Genomic DNA, 16559 nt, shown 5'->3' on the forward strand with positions numbered 1-16559 from the left:
AGGAGCCGGCTCGCTGAAATTTTACCTGTCGCCGGCGTCACTTTGCGCAGGCATCTGGTACCTTCGAATAATCCCAGCCCTTGGTCGGCGCCGGGTTCGAGAAATAGGCGTCGAGCCATTCCTCCGGCATCGGGTCGTTCGGCGGTATCGGAAAGATCGAGACGGCATCGGTCGTCATGCAGTCCTTGTACCATTGGCCGAGGTCGGCGTTATGGACCGGCGGGATCGGGATCAGCAGCGTGTTCAGCTTCGGCTTCTGGCCCTCGAGCATGCGCTCGCCGACGCGAAACAACGTCTCGGCGGTCCAATGCGGCAGCACCGCATGGCCTTCGAAGCGGTATTTGTCAGGGTTGGCCTTCCAGTAGCCCAGCGCGTCACCTGTGATCGAGCCGGTGATCAATGGCGCCGGGCGGCCGGCTTCGGCGAAGGCCTCGGCAACGACGCGGCTTTCGCTGCCGGTCGTCCACACAGCATCGATCGGCGCCGGATTGGTGGCGATCGCCTGAAGCACCACGGTCTTGGTGACGTTGGCCGTCCAGTTGCCGTTGACGGTGCGCGAAATCTTCAGCTTCGGATTTTCCGCCAGCGCCTTGTCCGCGCCTTGGCGTTCCTGGACCACGATCGGGTGACCGGCAATGCCTTCGACGAGCAGGATGCTGGCGCCGTCCGGCTGCGCCTTGCCGATCGCCGTCATCATGTCGTAGCCCCAGCGCGCATAGTTGGAATCGACATTGATCGCGTTCGGACTGGTCACCGAACCAGCGGCGGTGATGAACGGAATGCCGGCCTTGGCGGCTGCGTCGATGGCGTCGTCGAGTGCGGTGGCGGAGCCCGGAATCGAGGTGATGATCGAGCACTTCTTGTCGATGAAGGCGCGGATCTGGTTGATTTGCTGGCTGGCGTCGTTGTTGGAATCGGAAACCTCGAAGCTCGACACCGTGCCGTCGGCGATCAGCCCGTCGACGAGCCGCTTCAACTCCTTGGTCACCGTCACCCGCCAGGGATTGCCCTGGTAGGATTCCGAGTGGCACCACTTCCACGGCTTCGACGGCGGGGTGAAATTGTCCCAAGCCGAAGGCAGCACCTTCTGCGGCGCGCCGTCATACTGCGCCTTGAGTTCGGTCGGCAGCCCGCCAATGACGCCTTGCGCATCCTGCGCATAGGCAATTGTTGTGATGGATACAAATGCGGTTGCGGCCAAAAGGCCGCTTATCATTCTTGTCATCTCGATCTCCTCCGTTCGGTTTCGTTTCAAGCTCCTCCACCGGCAGCGCCGGACACCTGCGCCAGGGAACTCTCCCGGAACAGGCGATTGAGATCGGCAACGACCTGGGCGGCCTTGTGCCCTGAACTCATGCCGGAAAGGATGCGTTCGGACGCCGCCTGCTGGAACGCCATGTAGCCGTCATGGCGCGGCCGTACCCATGAGCCTTCCAGCGTCGCGCGCGTATCGCGATAGAAATTGCCGGCCGCCGCGTTGACCGTCCGGTCCTCCCAGGCGGCGGCATGGCCGGGCTGTCCGCCGGCGGCGGCATAGGGACCGCGCTGGACATCGCCGCTGGCGATCCAATAGGCGAAGTCGATCGCGGCATCCCTGGCTTTGGAAAAGGCCGACACCGCTATGCCGGTGCCGCCGAGCGCCGAACCGATCGGGCCGTTGGAGCCGATAGCCGGAATGTCGGCGAAAGCCAGCCGGTGCGCGCGAAAGCCCGCCACCGCATAAGAGACGTAGCCGTAGATCAGCGGTGCGCAGACGATGCGGGAACCGGCCTCCGCCATGCGCTCCGAAACGGCGATCGGATCCATCTCGAAGCGAGCGGGGTCGACCAGTGCCGCGATCTCGCGCATCGCCTCGAAGACTTCGCTGCCGGTCTCGATGCCGATAAGATCGCGGGATGGATCGGTCGCGCAGGAATGTCCAAGATTGCCAGCCAGCGTATAGAACACCATCAGCACATGGGGTGGGCGCAGCGGCAGCAGCACGCGGCCTTGCCGGGCGAGATCGAGCACCTCACCCCAGCGCGTTGGCGGTGTCTCCATTGCATCTGGTCGCCAGGCCAAAACTTGGCTGGCCGCATCGATCGGGAATGCCCATTGCCGTCCTTGCCAGTTGTAGCTCGGATAGGATTGGCCGACGCTGCCCGAGGCTAGCGCGGCGCGCTCGGCCTCACGGCCGGCGACATCCAGCGGCGCGAGGCAACGCTCCGCCGTGATCTGGCCGACATGCGGGTGGTCGATGACGATCAAATCATAGGCGCGCGCCAGTTCCTCGACCGGGAAGGACTCGAAATCCTGGAGCGAGCGCTTGTCCCATTCGATGGCGACACCGGTCTTCTGCTGCCAGAGAGCAGAGCAGGCGACCATCGGGTCGTAGCCGCGCGGATGGCTCCAGGTCATGCCCCTGAGGGTGGGCACCAGAGTGAGCGTGGTCACAGGCCGAACTCCCGGCGGATTGCGGCACTATGCTCGCCGATGCGCGGTGCCGCTCGATCGACCTTGGCCCTGATGCCATCGACCCTGAGCGGCGAACTGGTGGTGAGGATCGAGACATCGTCTTCGCGCGTCACCGTCTGCAGCATGTCGAGCGACTGGAACCCTTCGCTGGCCAGCATTTCCGGCCAGGTCAGCACCTTGGCGCACCAGATGTCGGCGGGCTCGAGGATATCAAGCCATTCATCGATGGTCTTGGTGGCGATCCTTTGCGCGATGATCGCCTTGATGTCGTCACGCGCGGTGAACCACGATGCCGGTTTGTCGCGATAGGGCGCCAGCTCATCGAGCGATAGCAGGTCGGCGAGTTTCGGGATCGGCGTCATGGCGATGGCGAGATAGCCGTCCTTGGCCGGATAGACGCCGTAAGGCGCCGACAGATAGGCATGCGCGCTGCGGAAGCTGGAGCGGCGCGGCAGGCGGCGACCGTCATTGAGATGCGTGGTCAGCACCTCGAACTGGAAATCGACCAGCGCTTCCAAAAGGCTGGTCTCGATATGGCTGCCTTGACCGGTAATGCCGCGCCGCACAAGTGCCGCCAAAATGCCTTGCGCGCAGGCCGCGCCCGCCAGCATGTCGCCGATGGCAAGGCCGAACGGCACGGGTCCCTGGTCTTCGTCGCCGTTCAGCCACATCACTCCGGAGCGTGACTGCGCCAGCAGGTCCTGGCCGGGCCGCTTGACCCATGGTCCTTCTTCGCCATAGCCGCTGATCGAGGCGTAGACGAGCCGCGGATTGATCTTGCGGACGGCTTCGTAGTCGAAGCCGAGCCGCTCGATGACGCCCGGCCGAAAATTCTGAATCAGCACGTCGGCCTGGGCCAGCAGCCCGCGCAGCACCTTCAGGTCGGCCTCGTTCTTGAGGTCGATGGCGAGGCTTTCCTTGGCCCGGTTGATGGCATGGAAGATAGTGGAATCGCCGCCGATCTCGGTATCGCTGAGATAGAGCCGGCGCGACAGGTCGCCGCCATCCGGGCGCTCGATCTTGATGACGCGGGCGCCGAGATCGAGCAGCCTGAGCGAGCAATAGGGCCCGGACAGGAACTGGCTCATGTCGACGACGACGAGACCGGCAAGCGGCAATTCGGCCAAAGCCGGCATTGTTATTTCTCCGTCTTGCCAACGAAATCGGCAGGGTTGCGGTACTTCACCGTCTGCAGGTGCTCGCAATAGAGAACGAGCTCGCCTTCGCCCTTGAACACCTCGTAGCTGGCGCGGATCAGTCCCATCTCCTTGTAGCGGGGCTTCTTGTCGAGATTGGAGCGGATCGAATAGATCGTGTCGCCAATGAAGACAGGCTTTATGAAGCGAAGCTTGTCGTAGCCATAGGAAAAGGCGTTGACGCAGTTGGTGGCGACCAGTCCGAGGCCAGCCGAAAAGACGAAGGCGCCGGCGATCAGCCGCTTGCCGAAAATGCCTTCGTCCTCGGCAAACATCTGGTCCTGTACATAGGGGTGGATGTCGAGCACCAGCGTGTTGAAAAGGTGGCTGTCGCCTTCCGCCATCGTGCGCCGCAACGAGCGGATCTTCTGGCCGACCGGCCAATCCTCGTAGAACCAGTTCTCGGCGTTCCACACCGGCAGCGCGGCGTGATCGGCTGGCATGTTCTTGGGGTGCGTCGAGGCGACGCCAACGGTAGGCGCGAAGTCGTTCATGGCTGGCTCCGGCGGTCTCGCAGGAGCCTTCGCGCAACCGTTCGAACACGCATCGAGGCGCAGGGATGCACGACGTCTCCTCCCGTCAATCTTCTTTTGTAAATAGTATTTTCACATATGGGGTTGCGTTGCAAGCGTGAACAGGCGAAATTTTGGCCGGTCCCGCGGCGCTCGAGCGCTGGCGGGCAGGGGAGGAAATCATGAGCAACACCCGTCTGGTCTTTGTCGGCAGCCTGAACCGGGAAGCCCCCTATTTTCAGGGCGCGCGCGGCGTCGGCCTCAGCGTCTACAGCTTCGATGAGAAAACGCTGGAAACCAGAAAACTGGCCGAAACCAATGACGTCGACAATCCGACTTTCCTGTCGGTGACGCCGGATGGCACGCGGATCTACGCCAATTCGGAGGTTTTCACCTGGCGCGAGGGAACCGTCTCCGCCTACGGCTTCGATCGTGGCTCGAGCACGCTCACCTACCTAAACAAGCAGCCATCCCTGGGCAGCATCACCGCCCACAACACCATCACCCGCGACGGCACGAAGCTGCTGGTCGCCAATTACGGCATGGGCGAGGGCGGCCCGGATCGCGCTGTTGCCGTGTATGGTTTCGACAAGGATGGCGCATTGACGCCGCCGCTGGCCAGTGTCTCGCATAATGGAACCGGCCCGAATGCGGCACGGCAGGAACGGTCGCATGCCCACAGCATCACCGAGACCATTGCCGGCGGAACGGCTATCGTCGCAGATCTCGGCATCGATCGGCTCGTCTCATATCGCATCGAACGGAATGGAAGCCTGAGCAAGCTTGCCGAGTCCGCACTGACACCGGGCGCCGGCCCACGCCATCTCGCGCTCCATCCGAACGGTCGTTTCGTCTTCGTCATGAACGAGCTGGATTCGACCATCGTATCGATGGCGCTGGACGGAGCTCACGGGAAACTCTCCATCGTCGACGCCAAACCGGCGGTGCCGGCCGAGGCGCGCGACAGCAACCACTGCGCCGATATCCAGATCTCGCCGGACGGCCGCTTTCTCTACGGCTCCAACCGTGGTCACGACAGCGTCGTCATCATGGCGGTCGACCAGCAGACCGGGGCACTGAGCCTCGTCGGCTATGTCCCCTGCGGCGGTGCCACGCCGCGCAACCTGGCGCTGACGCCGTCAGGCGGTCATCTGTTCTCGGCCAATCAGAATGGCGACCGCATNCCACGCCGCGCAACCTGGCGCTGACGCCGTCAGGCGGTCATCTGTTCTCGGCCAATCAGAATGGCGACCGCATCTCGATCTTCGCCCGCGATGCCGACAGCGGCATGCTGGCCGACACCGGACGTGCCATCGGGATCGGCACGCCGATGTGCGTCAAGATCGTGCGCTGAACCGCTCGCAACGACGCCTCGAAGCCTGGGACAAGACTGACCGGGGCTCAGGCCTGTTGGATGGCCGAGAGCTTCCAGTTCGAGCCGTTCTCGCGCATGAATGTCCACAATTCGGTCGTCTCCGTCGGGTGGTCATCGTCGCCCTCGACGACCTTGCCGCTGGCCCGTTCGCGCATCACGTCACGAGACTCGTAGCGCAATGCGGCCGTGGCGTAGTCGCGGTCGTCCTCACGCCAGCTTTCCGCGATGTCGGCCTGCAGCAAGGTGATGTCCGATACCTCGTTCCTGAGACCTTTCTGGGCATTGTCGGCCAACTCTTCGGATAGATAGGACACCATCTCGGGGGTCGTCGCCCGGCGCAGGGCGGCATGGTCTTCGCGTCCGAATGCTTCCTGGACATCGGTCAACAGCTGCTGGAATGCGTCGAGGTCGCTCTGCGCCAGCGTGATCTCGTCGGAGCCGCCGGCCGGAGAGCCACCGCCCGAACCGCCGCCGAAGCCGGGGATTGTGAAAGAGCCTGCCGATTGCTGCGGTGACGTAGCGCGGTTCTCAAACCGCGAAGCCTGGGCATTGCCGGCACCGGCGAGCGCAGGACCACGCGCGGATTGCGACCGGAAGAACCTGATGGCCAGCATGATCGCGCCGCCGATAAGCACGGCCTGCAGCAGGAAGCCGAACATGCCGGCAAGGCCGCCGAAGCCTTGGCCCAGGAGCAGCCCGATCAGGCCGCCGATCAGCAGGCCGCGCATCATCGTTCCACCGAAGCCGCTCATGAAGCCGGGCCTCTGCAGGCCCGCCTGCGGCTGCCGGGCGGCAGAGTTCACACCGGTGTTGGGTGTCATCGACCGCTCGACCGGGGCGGTCGGCGCCGGTGCGGTCCTTGTCGGCGGCGCGGATTGGAACGTACGCATGCCACGGCTGCCGAAACTGCCGCCGCGACGGGCCTCGGCATGATCGATCGCGACCATGGAGAACGCCAGGAACAGTCCTGCAAAGAGGGCGGCAAATCGGCTTGTGCGCGAAATCATCGGGATGGACCTTATCGATGTGGTTTTTGAGATTTTCAGCAAATGACGGCCCGGTAGCGAGCGGCGCCATGCCTCAATCGAACAATTCTTCGAAGAACGATTTCTTCCGCTTCGGATAGCGGTAGCCCTGCGAGCGGGAGTAATCGTCGTCACGGCCATGTTGTGGCTGGGAGAATGGCGCCGGCTGCGGCGCGGGCGACGCCTCTCTGCCTGACCGCTCGATGATCTTGTCGAGTTCGCCTCGATCAAGCCAGACGCCGCGGCACTGCGGACAGTAATCGATCTCGATACCCTGGCGTTCGCTCATTGTGAGCGCGACGCGGCAGGAGGGGCAGACCAAACCAAGAAGGGAAGATGTCATATGGGGCTCCAAACCAGAAGGATGAGCCCGCTTGACCGAAAAGGATGGAAACGGGCCCGTTAAAGCGGTCCGACATCACAATCACCAGAAGCGATCGTCAGAGGGGCCCGGCCCGCACGAGACAATTAGGAAGGCAGAGCCGCGCCTTCAAGAGCGATATCGGCCGCAAGGATGATTTGTTCGCATCCCAAGGCTCAGACCGTCACCACGATCTTGCCGAACTGCTCGTTCGACTCGAGATAGCGATGCGCCTCGACAATCTGGTCGAAGGCAAAGATCCTATCGATGATCGGCCTCAGCGTGCCGGCCTCAAGTCCTTCCAGGATGAACGCTTTGGCTGCTTCCAGCTTGGCCGGGTAGCCGGTGATCTCGTGGACGAGGTAGCCGCGCAGCGTCAGTGTCTTGCCCAGGACGACAGCCAACGGGAACGGTGTCGGCTCGCGGCTGAGGCCGCCATATTCGATGAGAATGCCGCCCTTCGACATCGCGGCCGTCAGCGGCTCGAAGATCGGGCCGCCGACCGCATCCAACACAACGCGGACGCCTGGCGGTCCGGCGATTTCCTTCAGCCGGGCCTCCAGGTCCGCCTCTGCCAGGACCACGACGGCAGCCGCCCCGGCGTCGAGCAAGGCTTGCTTCTTCGCCGATGTCCGCGTCACCGCGATCGCCGTCGCGCCGACACTGTTGGCGATCTGGATCGCGGCAAGTCCGACACTGCTCGACGACGCCGTGATGACGACGACATCTCCACCGCGTAGCCTGGCGATGTCGATCAGTGCGCCGTAGGCGGTGAGATACTGCATCCAGACGGATGCTGCCGCTTGCCAGTCGAGCGATGGAGGGTGTTTGACGACGAGCGCGGCGGGATATGTGACCAGTTCGCCATAGGCCGGCCAGCGAACCATCGATTGCGGCGGGATGATGCTGACGGCATCGCCCGTTGCGAAATCCGCGACGCCCTCGCCCACCGCCTCGACGACGCCTGCCGCTTCCAGGCCAAGTCCGGAGGGCAGGGCCGGTGTCTCGATATAGGTTCCCGCACGCAGCAATGCCTCGGCGCGGTTAAGGCCCAGCGCCTTGACGCGGATCTGCACCTCGCTCGGGCCCGGAGCGGGAAGGTCGACATCCTCGATGCGCAGTACCTCGGGACCGCCATGCTGGTGGAAGCGGACAACACGTGCCATTCGGGATACTCCAAATCATTTGAACCGAATGAGCTATGCAGGGAACGCTCTCGCGGATAAATGGCGGTGCAGATAAAGCAGTAGAAACCAGGAGTTCCGAATATGGATCGGCTCGAAAGCATGGCTGTCTTCGTTAGGGCCGTCGACCTCGGCTCTTTCGCTGCTGCTGCCGTCGCGCTCGATCTGTCCGGACCGATGGTCGGCAAGCACGTCCGCTTTCTCGAGGAGCGCCTCGGCGTGCGCCTCATCAACCGCACCACGCGCCGCCAGAGCCTGACCGATTTCGGCCGCGCCTACTATGAGCGCTGCCGGGTAGTGCTGGCGGAGGCCGAAGCCGCCGATGCGCTCGCAGCCGACCAGCTTTCGGAACCTAGGGGAAAACTGCGCGTCACCATGCCGGCGCATTTCGGTCGTCACTGCGTGACGCCCGTGCTGCTGCAACTGGCGCGGCAATATCCGATGCTGGAACTCGATCTGTCCTTAAGCGACCGCTTCGCCGACCTTGCCGAGGATGGCTACGACCTTGCCATCAGGACCGGCGAATTGGACGACAAGGCCGGCGTGATCGCGCGGCGCGTCGCACGCCAAGGCATGGTCGTCTGCGCAGCGCCCTCCTATCTCGGAATTCATGGCGAACCACGAGGGATCGAGGATCTCGCTGATCATCAGTCGATTGTTTATCGCCGGCTCGGCCAGGTCGTTCAGCCGTGGCTGTTTGCGCGCGAAGGGCAGCCCCTTCAGGAGATCATGCCAACCGGCCGATTGCGGCTCGACGACCTAGACGCCATCGCCGATGCCGCGGTCGATGGCATGGGGATTGCCTGGCTGCCTTGGTGGCTGGTTCGCGAGCGCATCCGGGCCGGCGCGCTGGCGGTGCTGTTGCCGGACCAGCCGCGCCATCTCTACGACTGCCATGCCCTTTGGCTGCAGACGCCGCATCTGCCGCTCAAAGTGCGGCTGGCCGTCGACGCGCTGGCGGCCGCCTTGCCGAAATTGATGGCGTGATCGCCCGTCGCGGTTGGCTTTTCCTGGAGCCAATGCGCACTTCCGGCCTTTGCGGCGCCGCTTTCCCTGCCATATGAAGATGGCTGGCGGAATCTACGCATCGTGGGAGAGACAGTTGACCAAAGGTTCGGATCTGTTCGTGGCGGCGCTCGAGAATGAAGGGGTCGACCGGATCTTCGGCATTCCGGGCGAGGAAAATCTCGACATCGTCGAATCGATCCGGCGCTCGTCGATCCAGCTGGTCCTGACCCGCCACGAGCAGGCGGCCGCCTTCATGGCCGCCACCTATGGCAGGCTCACCGGCAAGGCAGGCGTGTGCATCACCACGCTCGGCCCGGGCGCGCTCAACCTGACGACCGGCTCGGCCTATGCGCTGCTCGGCGCGATGCCGATGATCATGATCACCGGCCAGAAGGGCATCCTGTCATCGCGGCAGGCGCGCTTCCAGATCGTCGATATCGTCGCGGCGATGAAGCCGCTGACCAAGCTGTCGCGCCAGATCGTCTCGCCGAAGATGATCCCTTCGCTGGTGCGCGAAGCCTTCCGTGTCGCACAGGAGGAGCGTCCCGGCCCCGTGCATCTGGAACTGCCGGAAGACATTGCCGCTGCGCAATGCGAGCCGGTAGCACTCGTGCCGACGCACCCGGTCGAGCTGCCTCTGGCCAGCGCCACCGCGCTTGATCGAGCCGCCCGCATGATCATGGAGGCCAAGCGTCCGCTGCTGATGTTCGGTGCGGCGGCGTCGCGGCCGCGCGTGACCCCTGACGTCGCCCAGTTCGTGCTGCGCACCCAAATTCCCTATTTCACCACGCAGATGGGCAAGGGCACCGTGCCCGGCGGCACCGAACTCTACATGGGAACGGCAGCCCTTTCGGAGCGCGACTATGTGCACGAGGCCATCGAACAGGCCGATCTGATCATCACCATCGGCCACGACACGGTCGAGAAGCCGCCTTTCATCATGGGCGCCAAGGGACCGAAGGTCATTCATGTCGGCTATCAAACCGCCGACGTCGAACAGGTCTATTTCCCGCAAGCCGAGATCGTCGGCGACCTCGGCCCTTCGCTGGCACTGCTGGCCGATCGCATCGAGGGCAAGATCCCCAATGCGCAGGCCCTGTTGCCGTTGCGCGAAGGCATTTTGAGCCGGATCGCCGCGCGCGCCACCGAAGATCGCTTCACGCCGCAACGCATCGTGCACGATGTCCGCGCCGTCATGCCGGCGGACGGGATACTCGCCCTCGACAACGGCATGTACAAGATCTGGTTCGCGCGCAACTACCGCACGCGCATGGCAAACACGCTGCTGCTCGACAATGCGCTCGCCACCATGGGAGCCGGCCTGCCGTCGGCGATGATGGCGGCACTGCTCTATCCCAGGCGCCGTGTCATGGCCATCTGCGGCGACGGCGGCTTCATGATGAACAGCCAGGAACTGGAGACCGCCGTCAGGCTCAAGCTCAACCTCGTGGTCCTGCTGCTTGAAGACCACGCCTATGGCATGATCCGCTGGAAGCAGGCGGTCGACGAGTTTCCGGATTTCGGCATGACCTTCGGCAATCCCGACTTCGTCAGATACGCCGAGGCCTATGGCGCCAGGGGGACCAGGGTTGGCGAGATCGCCGACTTGCAGCCGGCGCTGGAACGGGCCTTCACCGGCGGCGGCGTGCATCTCGTCGTCGTGCCCATCGATTATTCCGAAAACACCAGGGTGCTTGTCGACGAATTGCGCGAGCGGCTGCCGGCGCCGCAGGCGACCTGAGGGCGGCAACGCCGCCGTCAGAATTGCTTGGAGCCGTTGCCGAACCTCCTACAGCTTGCAGTAAGGCGTGACCGGAGCGATCGTCCCGAAATCCTTGACGATTTCGTAGCTGATTCCGTCTGCGGCGGCCTTGCCGACATAAGAATGGCACAGCGTGTGGTTGTTGCTGGCATCGACGCGGATCTTGCCTTGCGGCGCGTCGAACTCGATCGTCGGCAGCGCCTTGAGCACATCGTCGTCCTTCAGCGACCCGGCCTTCTCGGCGGCCAGTGCGTAGAGATGCAGGCCGTTGTAGCCGGCTTCGCCGATGCCGTTGACCATCTTCTCCTGGCCGAACTTTTCGCGGAAGCTCGCGATGAACTTCTTGTTGACCGGATTGTCGAGCGCCATCCAGTAGGGCTGCGGCGCATAGGTGCCGGCCGCCACGCCGGGCGGCAGCGCGTCCTTGTTGAAGACCTCGTCGAGTGGCGCGATCAGCGGCTGCTTGATGTCGAAAGAGCGATACTGCTTGAGCTGGGTGACCGCGTCATTACCGACCACCATCGACCACACGACATCGGGTTTCAGCGACTTGATCTTCTGGAATGCAGGGCCGAAATCCGTTGTGCCGAACGGATAATAGTCGGCGCCGATGATCTTGCCGCCGGCCTTCTCATAGGCCGCCGTGATCGCCTCGGTCATCTTCTGCGGCCAGGCATAGTCGGAGGCCATGACATAGATCGTCTTGCCGAGGTTCTCGGCCACCCACGGCATCATCGGGTCGACCTGCTGCATCGGGATCGGGCCGGTGGCGACGAAGTAGCGGTTGCATTCGCCGCCTTCGAAATTGGTCGGATAGAAGAACAGCTTCTTGGCCTTCGAGGTCACCGAAAGCGTAGCACTTCGCTCCGGCGAAATGATCGTGCCCATGACCACGTCGACCTTGTCTTCGTTGATGAGTTTGCGCGCCTTGTCGATGGCGCCCTTGGTCGTGGTCTGGTTGTCCTCGATGAACAGCTCGACCTGGCGGCCGCCAATGCCGTTGGCAGCGTTGAGCTCGGCCGCGGCGAGCTTGTAGCAATTGAGCAGAGTCTCGCCGAGGATCGCCTGCAGTCCGGTGATCGGGATCGACAGGCCGACCTTGACGGTGTCGGCGGCGCGCAGGATCGACGGCGCGCCGACCATGGCCAACGCGGCGGCAGCCCCGCCGGATTTCAGGATCGTTCTTCTGCTTATCATTGTTATGTTCCCTTCCAGTCCAGGCGCGCCCCATGCACGCCTTACAAAGCCAACAAATCTTGGGCGCGCATCAGGCGCGCCTTTACAGGGCCAACAAATCCTTCAGCAGGGTCTCGTCGGCGAACGCTTGCGGCGTGCCCTCGTGCACGATCCTGCCCTTTTCCATCACCAGGCAGCGGCCCGCCGCCTTCAGAACGAGATCGAGATTCTGCTCGACCAGCACGATCGCGATGCAGCGTTCGCGCGCGATGCGCGGCACCAGTTCGGCGATGGCTTGTACGATGTTCGGCTGGATGCCTTCCGAAGGTTCGTCGAGCAGCAGCACCGAGGGCAGGCCGCATAGCGCCCGGCCGATCGCCAGCATCTGCTGCTGACCGCCCGAGAGCGTGCCGGCGATTTGCGCCTCGCGTTCGCGCAGGATCGGAAAATAGCCGAAGATGTCGGCCGGAATGCTGCCGTCGCCACGATCCCTGGCGGCACGCGTGCCGACCTCCAGGTTTTGCCTTACGGTCAGCTGGTTGAAGATGCCGCGCCCCTGCGGCACATGAGCGATGCCTGCCCGCGCCCTGTGAAAGGCTGGCGCGTTGGTGAGATCCTGGTCGCCGAGCACCACGGCGCCGCCGCTCGCCTTCAGGCCGCCGGCGATGACGCGCAACAGCGTCGTCTTGCCGGCGCCGTTACGGCCGAGCAGGCCGACAACTTCGCCAGGCGAGACGCTGATATCGATGCCGTTCAGCACCGGAAGCAGGCCATAGCCGGCCGAGACGGCAAGTGTCCGCAGCACGATCAGCGCCTCCCCAGATAGACGTCGCGGACCATTTCGTCGGTCTCGATGTCGTGGAAAGGACCGCTGCGCAGCCGACGCCCCTGATGCAGCACCAGCGTCTCGCAGTTCAGCGCCCGCACGAAGCGAATGTCGTGTTCGACGGCGACGATCGAGAATTCGCCCTTCAGCCGCAGCAGCATCTCGGCGGTTGCCAAGGTTTCCTGCGGTGTCATGCCCGCGGTCGGCTCGTCGAGCAGCAGCAATCTTGGCTCGATCGCCAGGGCCATGCCGATCTCCAGCCATTGCTTCTGGCCATGCGCCAGTTCGCCCGCCAGCCTCGCGGCGCTATCGCCGAGCGCCACCAGTTCCAGCAACTCACTGACCGGGCGAACCGGCGAGGGTACCCCCCACCGTGCCACCTTCAGATTGTCTTCGACCGACAGGCTGGGAAAGACCGACGGGATCTGAAACTTGCGGGCGATGCCGAGCCTGGCGATGCGGTGCAGCGGCAGACCGGCAATGTCGTGACCGAGGAATCGCACGCTCCCGCTGGTCGGTCGAAGCGTGCCGGTCAGCACATTGAGGAAGGTGCTCTTCCCGGCGCCGTTCGGCCCGATGATGCAGCAGAGCTCCTTGTCGCGCACCGTCAGGTTCAACCCTTCGAGTGCCTGCAGGCCGCCAAAGCGGATGCCGACATTTTCGGCCTGGAGCAGGACATCGCTCATTGCACGCGCCTCCGGCCCTCGAACAGGCTTTTCAGCCGCGCGTAAACAGACAGGATGCCGTCCGGCAGGACGAAGACGATGATGACGAAGACGCAGCCGAGCAGCAGCGGCCATAGACTCGGGTTGAAGCTGGAGATCGTCTGCTGCGCACGCTGGATAAAGATGGCGCCGAGCACCGGACCGAGCAGAGTGCCGCGCCCGCCGACCGCCACCCAGACGATGACTTCGGTCGACAGCAGCAGTCCGGAGAGATCGGGCGCCACCAGCCCGGCCATGCAGACATAGAGCGCACCGGCAAGCCCGGCGATTGCGGCGGACAGGACGAAGGTGACGAGCAGCCGCAGCGGTGCGTTGTGGCCGAGCGCTGCTGCCCGGACTTCATTGTCCTGGATGGCGGTCAGTACCGTGCCCCAGCGGCCACGGCCGATCGACCACAGCGTCAGCACCACCACCGCGACGATGGCCGAGACGAAGACATAGGAGGGCAGGTCCTGGCTGAGATCGAGATGCATCCCGCCAACATCGAATTCGATCGGCGGGATGCCGATCAGGCCGCTGTCGCCGCCGGTGACGGAACTCCAGGAGACGGCGGCTTGCTGGCAGATGACACCCATCGCCAGCGTGACGATGGTGAAGTAGCTGCCGCGGATGCCGCCGAAGAACAGGAAGTAACCGATGATGGCGGCGACGAAGGCTGCCCCTGCCACCGCGCCCATGATGCCGAGCAGGCTGCCGAAGGCGATGGCGTCGTTGAGCGTGATCAGCGCCATGATGTAGCCGCCAATGCCGAAGAAGGCGGCGTGGCCAAAGCACAAGATGCCGGTGCGGCCCCAGAAGAAGTCGAGGCTCGCCGCGAACAGACCAAAAATCAGCGCGTCGCGGATCACCGTCAGCTGATAGCCGTCGGCGAAGAGCGGATAGATAACCGTGAGCACCACACAGACGGCGAAGATCGGCAGCCAGTTGCGATCGCGCGCGATCATCGCGAAGCTCCGTTGAACAGGCCGTTGGGCCGCAGCCGCACGGCGACGATGGCCGCCAGCAGCACGATCGCTTGCGCCAGGGATGGCGAGATCTGGTAGTTGAGGATGCTGGTCAGCCCGCCGACGAAGACGCTGCCGGCGACGAGGCCGCCGATCGAGCCGACGCCACCGACGATGACGACGAAGAAGGCGTTGGCGAGATAGTTCACCCCCATCTGCGGCAGCACGATCGCCAGCGGTGCGACCAATCCGCCGGCGAGCCCGGCGATGGCCGCGCCGAAGGTAAAGGCGATGGCGTAGGTGCGCCGCGTGTTGATGCCGACGCCCTCGGCCATCTCCCGGTTCTGGATGACGGTGCGGATGTCGAGCCCGAACGATGTCCGGCTGATCAGCAGCACGACGCCGAGCAGGGTCAGCATGGCGATGGCAATGAGGACCAGCCGGTAGGCCGGATAGACGGTGAAGAAAAGGTCGAGCGTGCCCTCGATCGGTGGTGTCACCGGCTTGGCGCCGAGACCGAAGGTCAGTTCCAGGCCTTGTTGCAGGATCAGGCTGACGCCCCACGTGGCAAGCACGGTCGACACCGGTCGCGAATAGAGATGGCGGATGATGGCGAATTCCAGGATGCAGCCGACCACCGCGCCGGCAACGGGCGCGGCGGCGAGCCCCAGCCAGAAGGAACCGCCGACGCTCTGAACGAAATAGACCGCGAAGGCTCCGACGGTGACGAACTCGCCATGCGCCAGATTGGTCACGTTCATCAGGCCGAAGCTGATCGCCAGTCCGAGCCCGACCAGCATCAGGATGCTGATCAGCGTCAGCGCGTTGAGGAGGGTGGTGATCAGGAAATCCATCGCGTCAGGCAGCACTTGCGAGGCGTTGACGCAGGCCGGCAAGCAGGCTCTCGGCGGCGTCGATCACCGCAGCCTGGTGCGGCTGCAATTCCTGCCCGGCCCATTCGTCGATATGGTCCGACAGCGGGTCGACCACTTCGGTCCGGTGATTGGCCAGCGTCTCGATGACGGCGTGACCACAGAACGGCACATAGCCCTCGGAGTAGCCGCCTTCATGGGTCATCATCAGGCGTCCGTCCGATGTCTCGGCGGCCAGGGCGACCATGCGCGCGGCAAGGCGCCGGAAGCATTCGCTGTTGAGCATCATGCGGCCGAGCGGATCGAATCCCGACGCATCGAAACCGGAAGCGACGATCATGAGGTCAGGCTTGAAGGCGCGTAGCGCCGGCGCCACGACGCGATCGAAGCTCGCCTCATAAGCTCCCGTGCCGCTGCCGGCGGGCAGGGGGATGTTGATGTTATAGCCTTCGCCGGCGCCCTTTCCATTGTCGGCCAGCGCGCCGCGCCCGGTCGGGTAAAGATTGTCCTGGTGCAGGGAAATGGTGAGCACCGACGGATCGGAATAGAACACCGTCTCGGTGCCGTTGCCGTGATGAACGTCCCAGTCCACTATCGCCGCGCGACCAAGCAAGCCCTCATGCTGCAGCCGGCGCACCGACACGCCGATGTTGGAAAACAGGCAGTTGCCCATCGCTTGGTCGGGCTCGGCATGGTGCCCCGGCGGCCGCGCCAGCGCATAGGCATTGTCGACGCGGCCGGTCAGCACCGCGCGCATCGCCGCATAGGTGGTGCCGGCGGACAGGAGCGCGATGTCGAAACTGTTGAGGCCGATCGGCGCCTGCGGGCCGGCGAAACCGGAACCGCGCTCGCTGAGCATCCTGATGTCGTCGACATGGCGCTGCGTGTGCACGCGCAGCAGATCCTCGACTGTCACCGGCTCGGCGAGGATCGGCACCAGATGGCGTGCCAAGCCGCTGACCTGGATAAGGTTGTTCAGCCGGCGCTTCGATCCAGGCGATTCCAGGTGCCGGCCGGGCTCCACGAAGCGGCCGGGTGGCATCATGTCGGCGCTGGAGCCGGTGTCATGCCACATCAGCTGTTCGTGAAAAACATAACCTGTCGCCATAGGCAATCGTCCTCTAGGAGCAGGACGACGC

17 protein-coding genes are annotated in these 16559 nt (G+C 64.0%); 4 read left to right on the forward strand and 13 right to left on the reverse strand.

What is annotated here, in order from left to right:
- Nucleotides 1-37: 37 nt before the first annotated feature.
- Genes X743_RS160900 through X743_RS160885 form a run of 4 tightly spaced genes read right to left on the reverse strand, consistent with a single transcriptional unit; the run spans nt 38 to nt 4144 of the window.
- Nucleotides 38-1225, reverse strand: a complete 1188-nt coding sequence (locus tag X743_RS160900) for an ABC transporter substrate-binding protein (RefSeq protein WP_023764714.1) — start codon at nt 1223-1225, stop codon at nt 38-40.
- A gap of 26 nt (nt 1226-1251) precedes the next feature.
- A complete protein-coding gene (locus X743_RS160895) occupies nt 1252-2397 on the reverse strand; it encodes an extracellular solute-binding protein (protein ID WP_031257551.1) in 1146 nt (381 codons plus the stop codon).
- A gap of 32 nt (nt 2398-2429) precedes the next feature.
- Nucleotides 2430-3590 (reverse strand): CaiB/BaiF CoA-transferase family protein, encoded by a 1161-nt coding sequence (locus tag X743_RS160890; RefSeq protein WP_023764716.1) that lies wholly within the window; start codon nt 3588-3590, stop codon nt 2430-2432.
- A 2-nt stretch (nt 3591-3592) separates the two neighbouring features.
- The gene (locus X743_RS160885) at nt 3593-4144 is read right to left on the reverse strand and encodes a MaoC family dehydratase (protein ID WP_023764717.1); all 552 of its coding nucleotides are present in this window, start codon (nt 4142-4144) and stop codon (nt 3593-3595) included.
- A gap of 200 nt (nt 4145-4344) precedes the next feature.
- Between X743_RS160885 and X743_RS01000000168765 the strand changes: the two genes are divergently transcribed.
- Together X743_RS01000000168765 and X743_RS1000000173895 are read left to right on the forward strand one after the other, a co-directional pair.
- On the forward strand, nt 4345-5370 hold the full coding sequence (locus tag X743_RS01000000168765; RefSeq protein WP_280801280.1) for a lactonase family protein: 1026 nt from the start codon (nt 4345-4347) through the stop codon (nt 5368-5370).
- A gap of 17 nt (nt 5371-5387) precedes the next feature.
- Nucleotides 5388-5516 (forward strand): beta-propeller fold lactonase family protein, encoded by a 129-nt coding sequence (locus tag X743_RS1000000173895; protein WP_280801282.1) that lies wholly within the window; start codon nt 5388-5390, stop codon nt 5514-5516.
- 47 nt (nt 5517-5563) lie between these two features.
- Here X743_RS1000000173895 and X743_RS160880 read toward each other — a convergent pair whose 3' ends face one another.
- From X743_RS160880 to X743_RS160870, 3 genes are all read right to left on the reverse strand, one after another.
- Nucleotides 5564-6544 (reverse strand): Tim44 domain-containing protein, encoded by a 981-nt coding sequence (locus X743_RS160880; RefSeq protein ID WP_023764718.1) that lies wholly within the window; start codon nt 6542-6544, stop codon nt 5564-5566.
- Between the two features lie 73 nt (nt 6545-6617).
- Entirely contained in the window at nt 6618-6905 is a 288-nt protein-coding gene (locus tag X743_RS160875) for a zf-TFIIB domain-containing protein (RefSeq protein ID WP_023764719.1), read from the reverse strand.
- 194 nt (nt 6906-7099) lie between these two features.
- A complete protein-coding gene (locus X743_RS160870) occupies nt 7100-8089 on the reverse strand; it encodes a zinc-dependent alcohol dehydrogenase family protein (RefSeq protein WP_023764720.1) in 990 nt (329 codons plus the stop codon).
- 102 nt (nt 8090-8191) lie between these two features.
- Between X743_RS160870 and X743_RS160865 the strand changes: the two genes are divergently transcribed.
- Both X743_RS160865 and X743_RS160860 read left to right on the forward strand, forming a co-directional pair.
- Entirely contained in the window at nt 8192-9094 is a 903-nt protein-coding gene (locus X743_RS160865) for a LysR family transcriptional regulator (RefSeq protein ID WP_023764721.1), read from the forward strand.
- 115 nt (nt 9095-9209) lie between these two features.
- A complete protein-coding gene (locus tag X743_RS160860; RefSeq protein ID WP_023764722.1) occupies nt 9210-10856 on the forward strand; it encodes an acetolactate synthase large subunit in 1647 nt (548 codons plus the stop codon).
- 48 nt (nt 10857-10904) lie between these two features.
- Here the strand turns inward: X743_RS160860 and X743_RS160855 are convergent, their stop codons facing one another.
- The 6 genes from X743_RS160855 to X743_RS160830 all read right to left on the reverse strand — a co-directional run bounded on the left by X743_RS160855 (nt 10905) and on the right by X743_RS160830 (nt 16528).
- Nucleotides 10905-12074, reverse strand: coding sequence for a substrate-binding protein (locus X743_RS160855; protein WP_023764723.1), 1170 nt, complete (start codon nt 12072-12074; stop codon nt 10905-10907).
- An 82-nt stretch (nt 12075-12156) separates the two neighbouring features.
- Entirely contained in the window at nt 12157-12858 is a 702-nt protein-coding gene (locus tag X743_RS160850; protein ID WP_023764724.1) for an ABC transporter ATP-binding protein, read from the reverse strand.
- A gap of 2 nt (nt 12859-12860) precedes the next feature.
- Nucleotides 12861-13565, reverse strand: a complete 705-nt coding sequence (locus X743_RS160845; RefSeq protein ID WP_023764725.1) for an ATP-binding cassette domain-containing protein — start codon at nt 13563-13565, stop codon at nt 12861-12863.
- Nucleotides 13562-14548: a branched-chain amino acid ABC transporter permease gene (locus X743_RS160840; protein WP_023764726.1), complete on the reverse strand. Its 987-nt coding sequence runs from the start codon at nt 14546-14548 to the stop codon at nt 13562-13564. The genes X743_RS160845 and X743_RS160840 overlap by 4 nt, the downstream gene beginning before the upstream one ends.
- On the reverse strand, nt 14545-15444 hold the full coding sequence (urtB, locus tag X743_RS160835) for an urea ABC transporter permease subunit UrtB (protein WP_245264181.1): 900 nt from the start codon (nt 15442-15444) through the stop codon (nt 14545-14547). Before urtB ends, X743_RS160840 begins: the two co-directional genes overlap by 4 nt.
- Nucleotides 15407-16528, reverse strand: a complete 1122-nt coding sequence (locus X743_RS160830) for a class II histone deacetylase (protein ID WP_023764728.1) — start codon at nt 16526-16528, stop codon at nt 15407-15409. The genes urtB and X743_RS160830 overlap by 38 nt, the downstream gene beginning before the upstream one ends.
- Between the last annotated feature and the right edge of the window lie 31 nt (nt 16529-16559).

Source organism: Mesorhizobium sp. LNHC232B00, assembly GCF_000502435.1.
GTDB classification, from domain to species: Bacteria; Pseudomonadota; Alphaproteobacteria; order Rhizobiales; family Rhizobiaceae; genus Mesorhizobium; species Mesorhizobium opportunistum.

Coding starts and splice junctions, on each gene's coding strand:
- X743_RS160845 (WP_023764725.1), bottom strand. CDS start 13,565: ATGAGCGATGTCCTGCTCCAGGCCGAAAATGTCGGCATCCGCTTTGGC.
- X743_RS160875 (WP_023764719.1), bottom strand. CDS start 6,905: ATGACATCTTCCCTTCTTGGTTTGGTCTGCCCCTCCTGCCGCGTCGCG.
- X743_RS160880 (WP_023764718.1), bottom strand. CDS start 6,544: ATGATTTCGCGCACAAGCCGATTTGCCGCCCTCTTTGCAGGACTGTTC.
- X743_RS160885 (WP_023764717.1), bottom strand. CDS start 4,144: ATGAACGACTTCGCGCCTACCGTTGGCGTCGCCTCGACGCACCCCAAG.
- X743_RS160900 (WP_023764714.1), bottom strand. CDS start 1,225: ATGACAAGAATGATAAGCGGCCTTTTGGCCGCAACCGCATTTGTATCC.
- X743_RS160870 (WP_023764720.1), bottom strand. CDS start 8,089: ATGGCACGTGTTGTCCGCTTCCACCAGCATGGCGGTCCCGAGGTACTG.
- X743_RS160830 (WP_023764728.1), bottom strand. CDS start 16,528: ATGGCGACAGGTTATGTTTTTCACGAACAGCTGATGTGGCATGACACC.
- X743_RS160855 (WP_023764723.1), bottom strand. CDS start 12,074: ATGATAAGCAGAAGAACGATCCTGAAATCCGGCGGGGCTGCCGCCGCG.
- X743_RS160895 (WP_031257551.1), bottom strand. CDS start 2,397: ATGACCTGGAGCCATCCGCGCGGCTACGACCCGATGGTCGCCTGCTCT.
- X743_RS160865 (WP_023764721.1), top strand. CDS start 8,192: ATGGATCGGCTCGAAAGCATGGCTGTCTTCGTTAGGGCCGTCGACCTC.
- X743_RS160890 (WP_023764716.1), bottom strand. CDS start 3,590: ATGCCGGCTTTGGCCGAATTGCCGCTTGCCGGTCTCGTCGTCGTCGAC.
- X743_RS160840 (WP_023764726.1), bottom strand. CDS start 14,548: ATGATCGCGCGCGATCGCAACTGGCTGCCGATCTTCGCCGTCTGTGTG.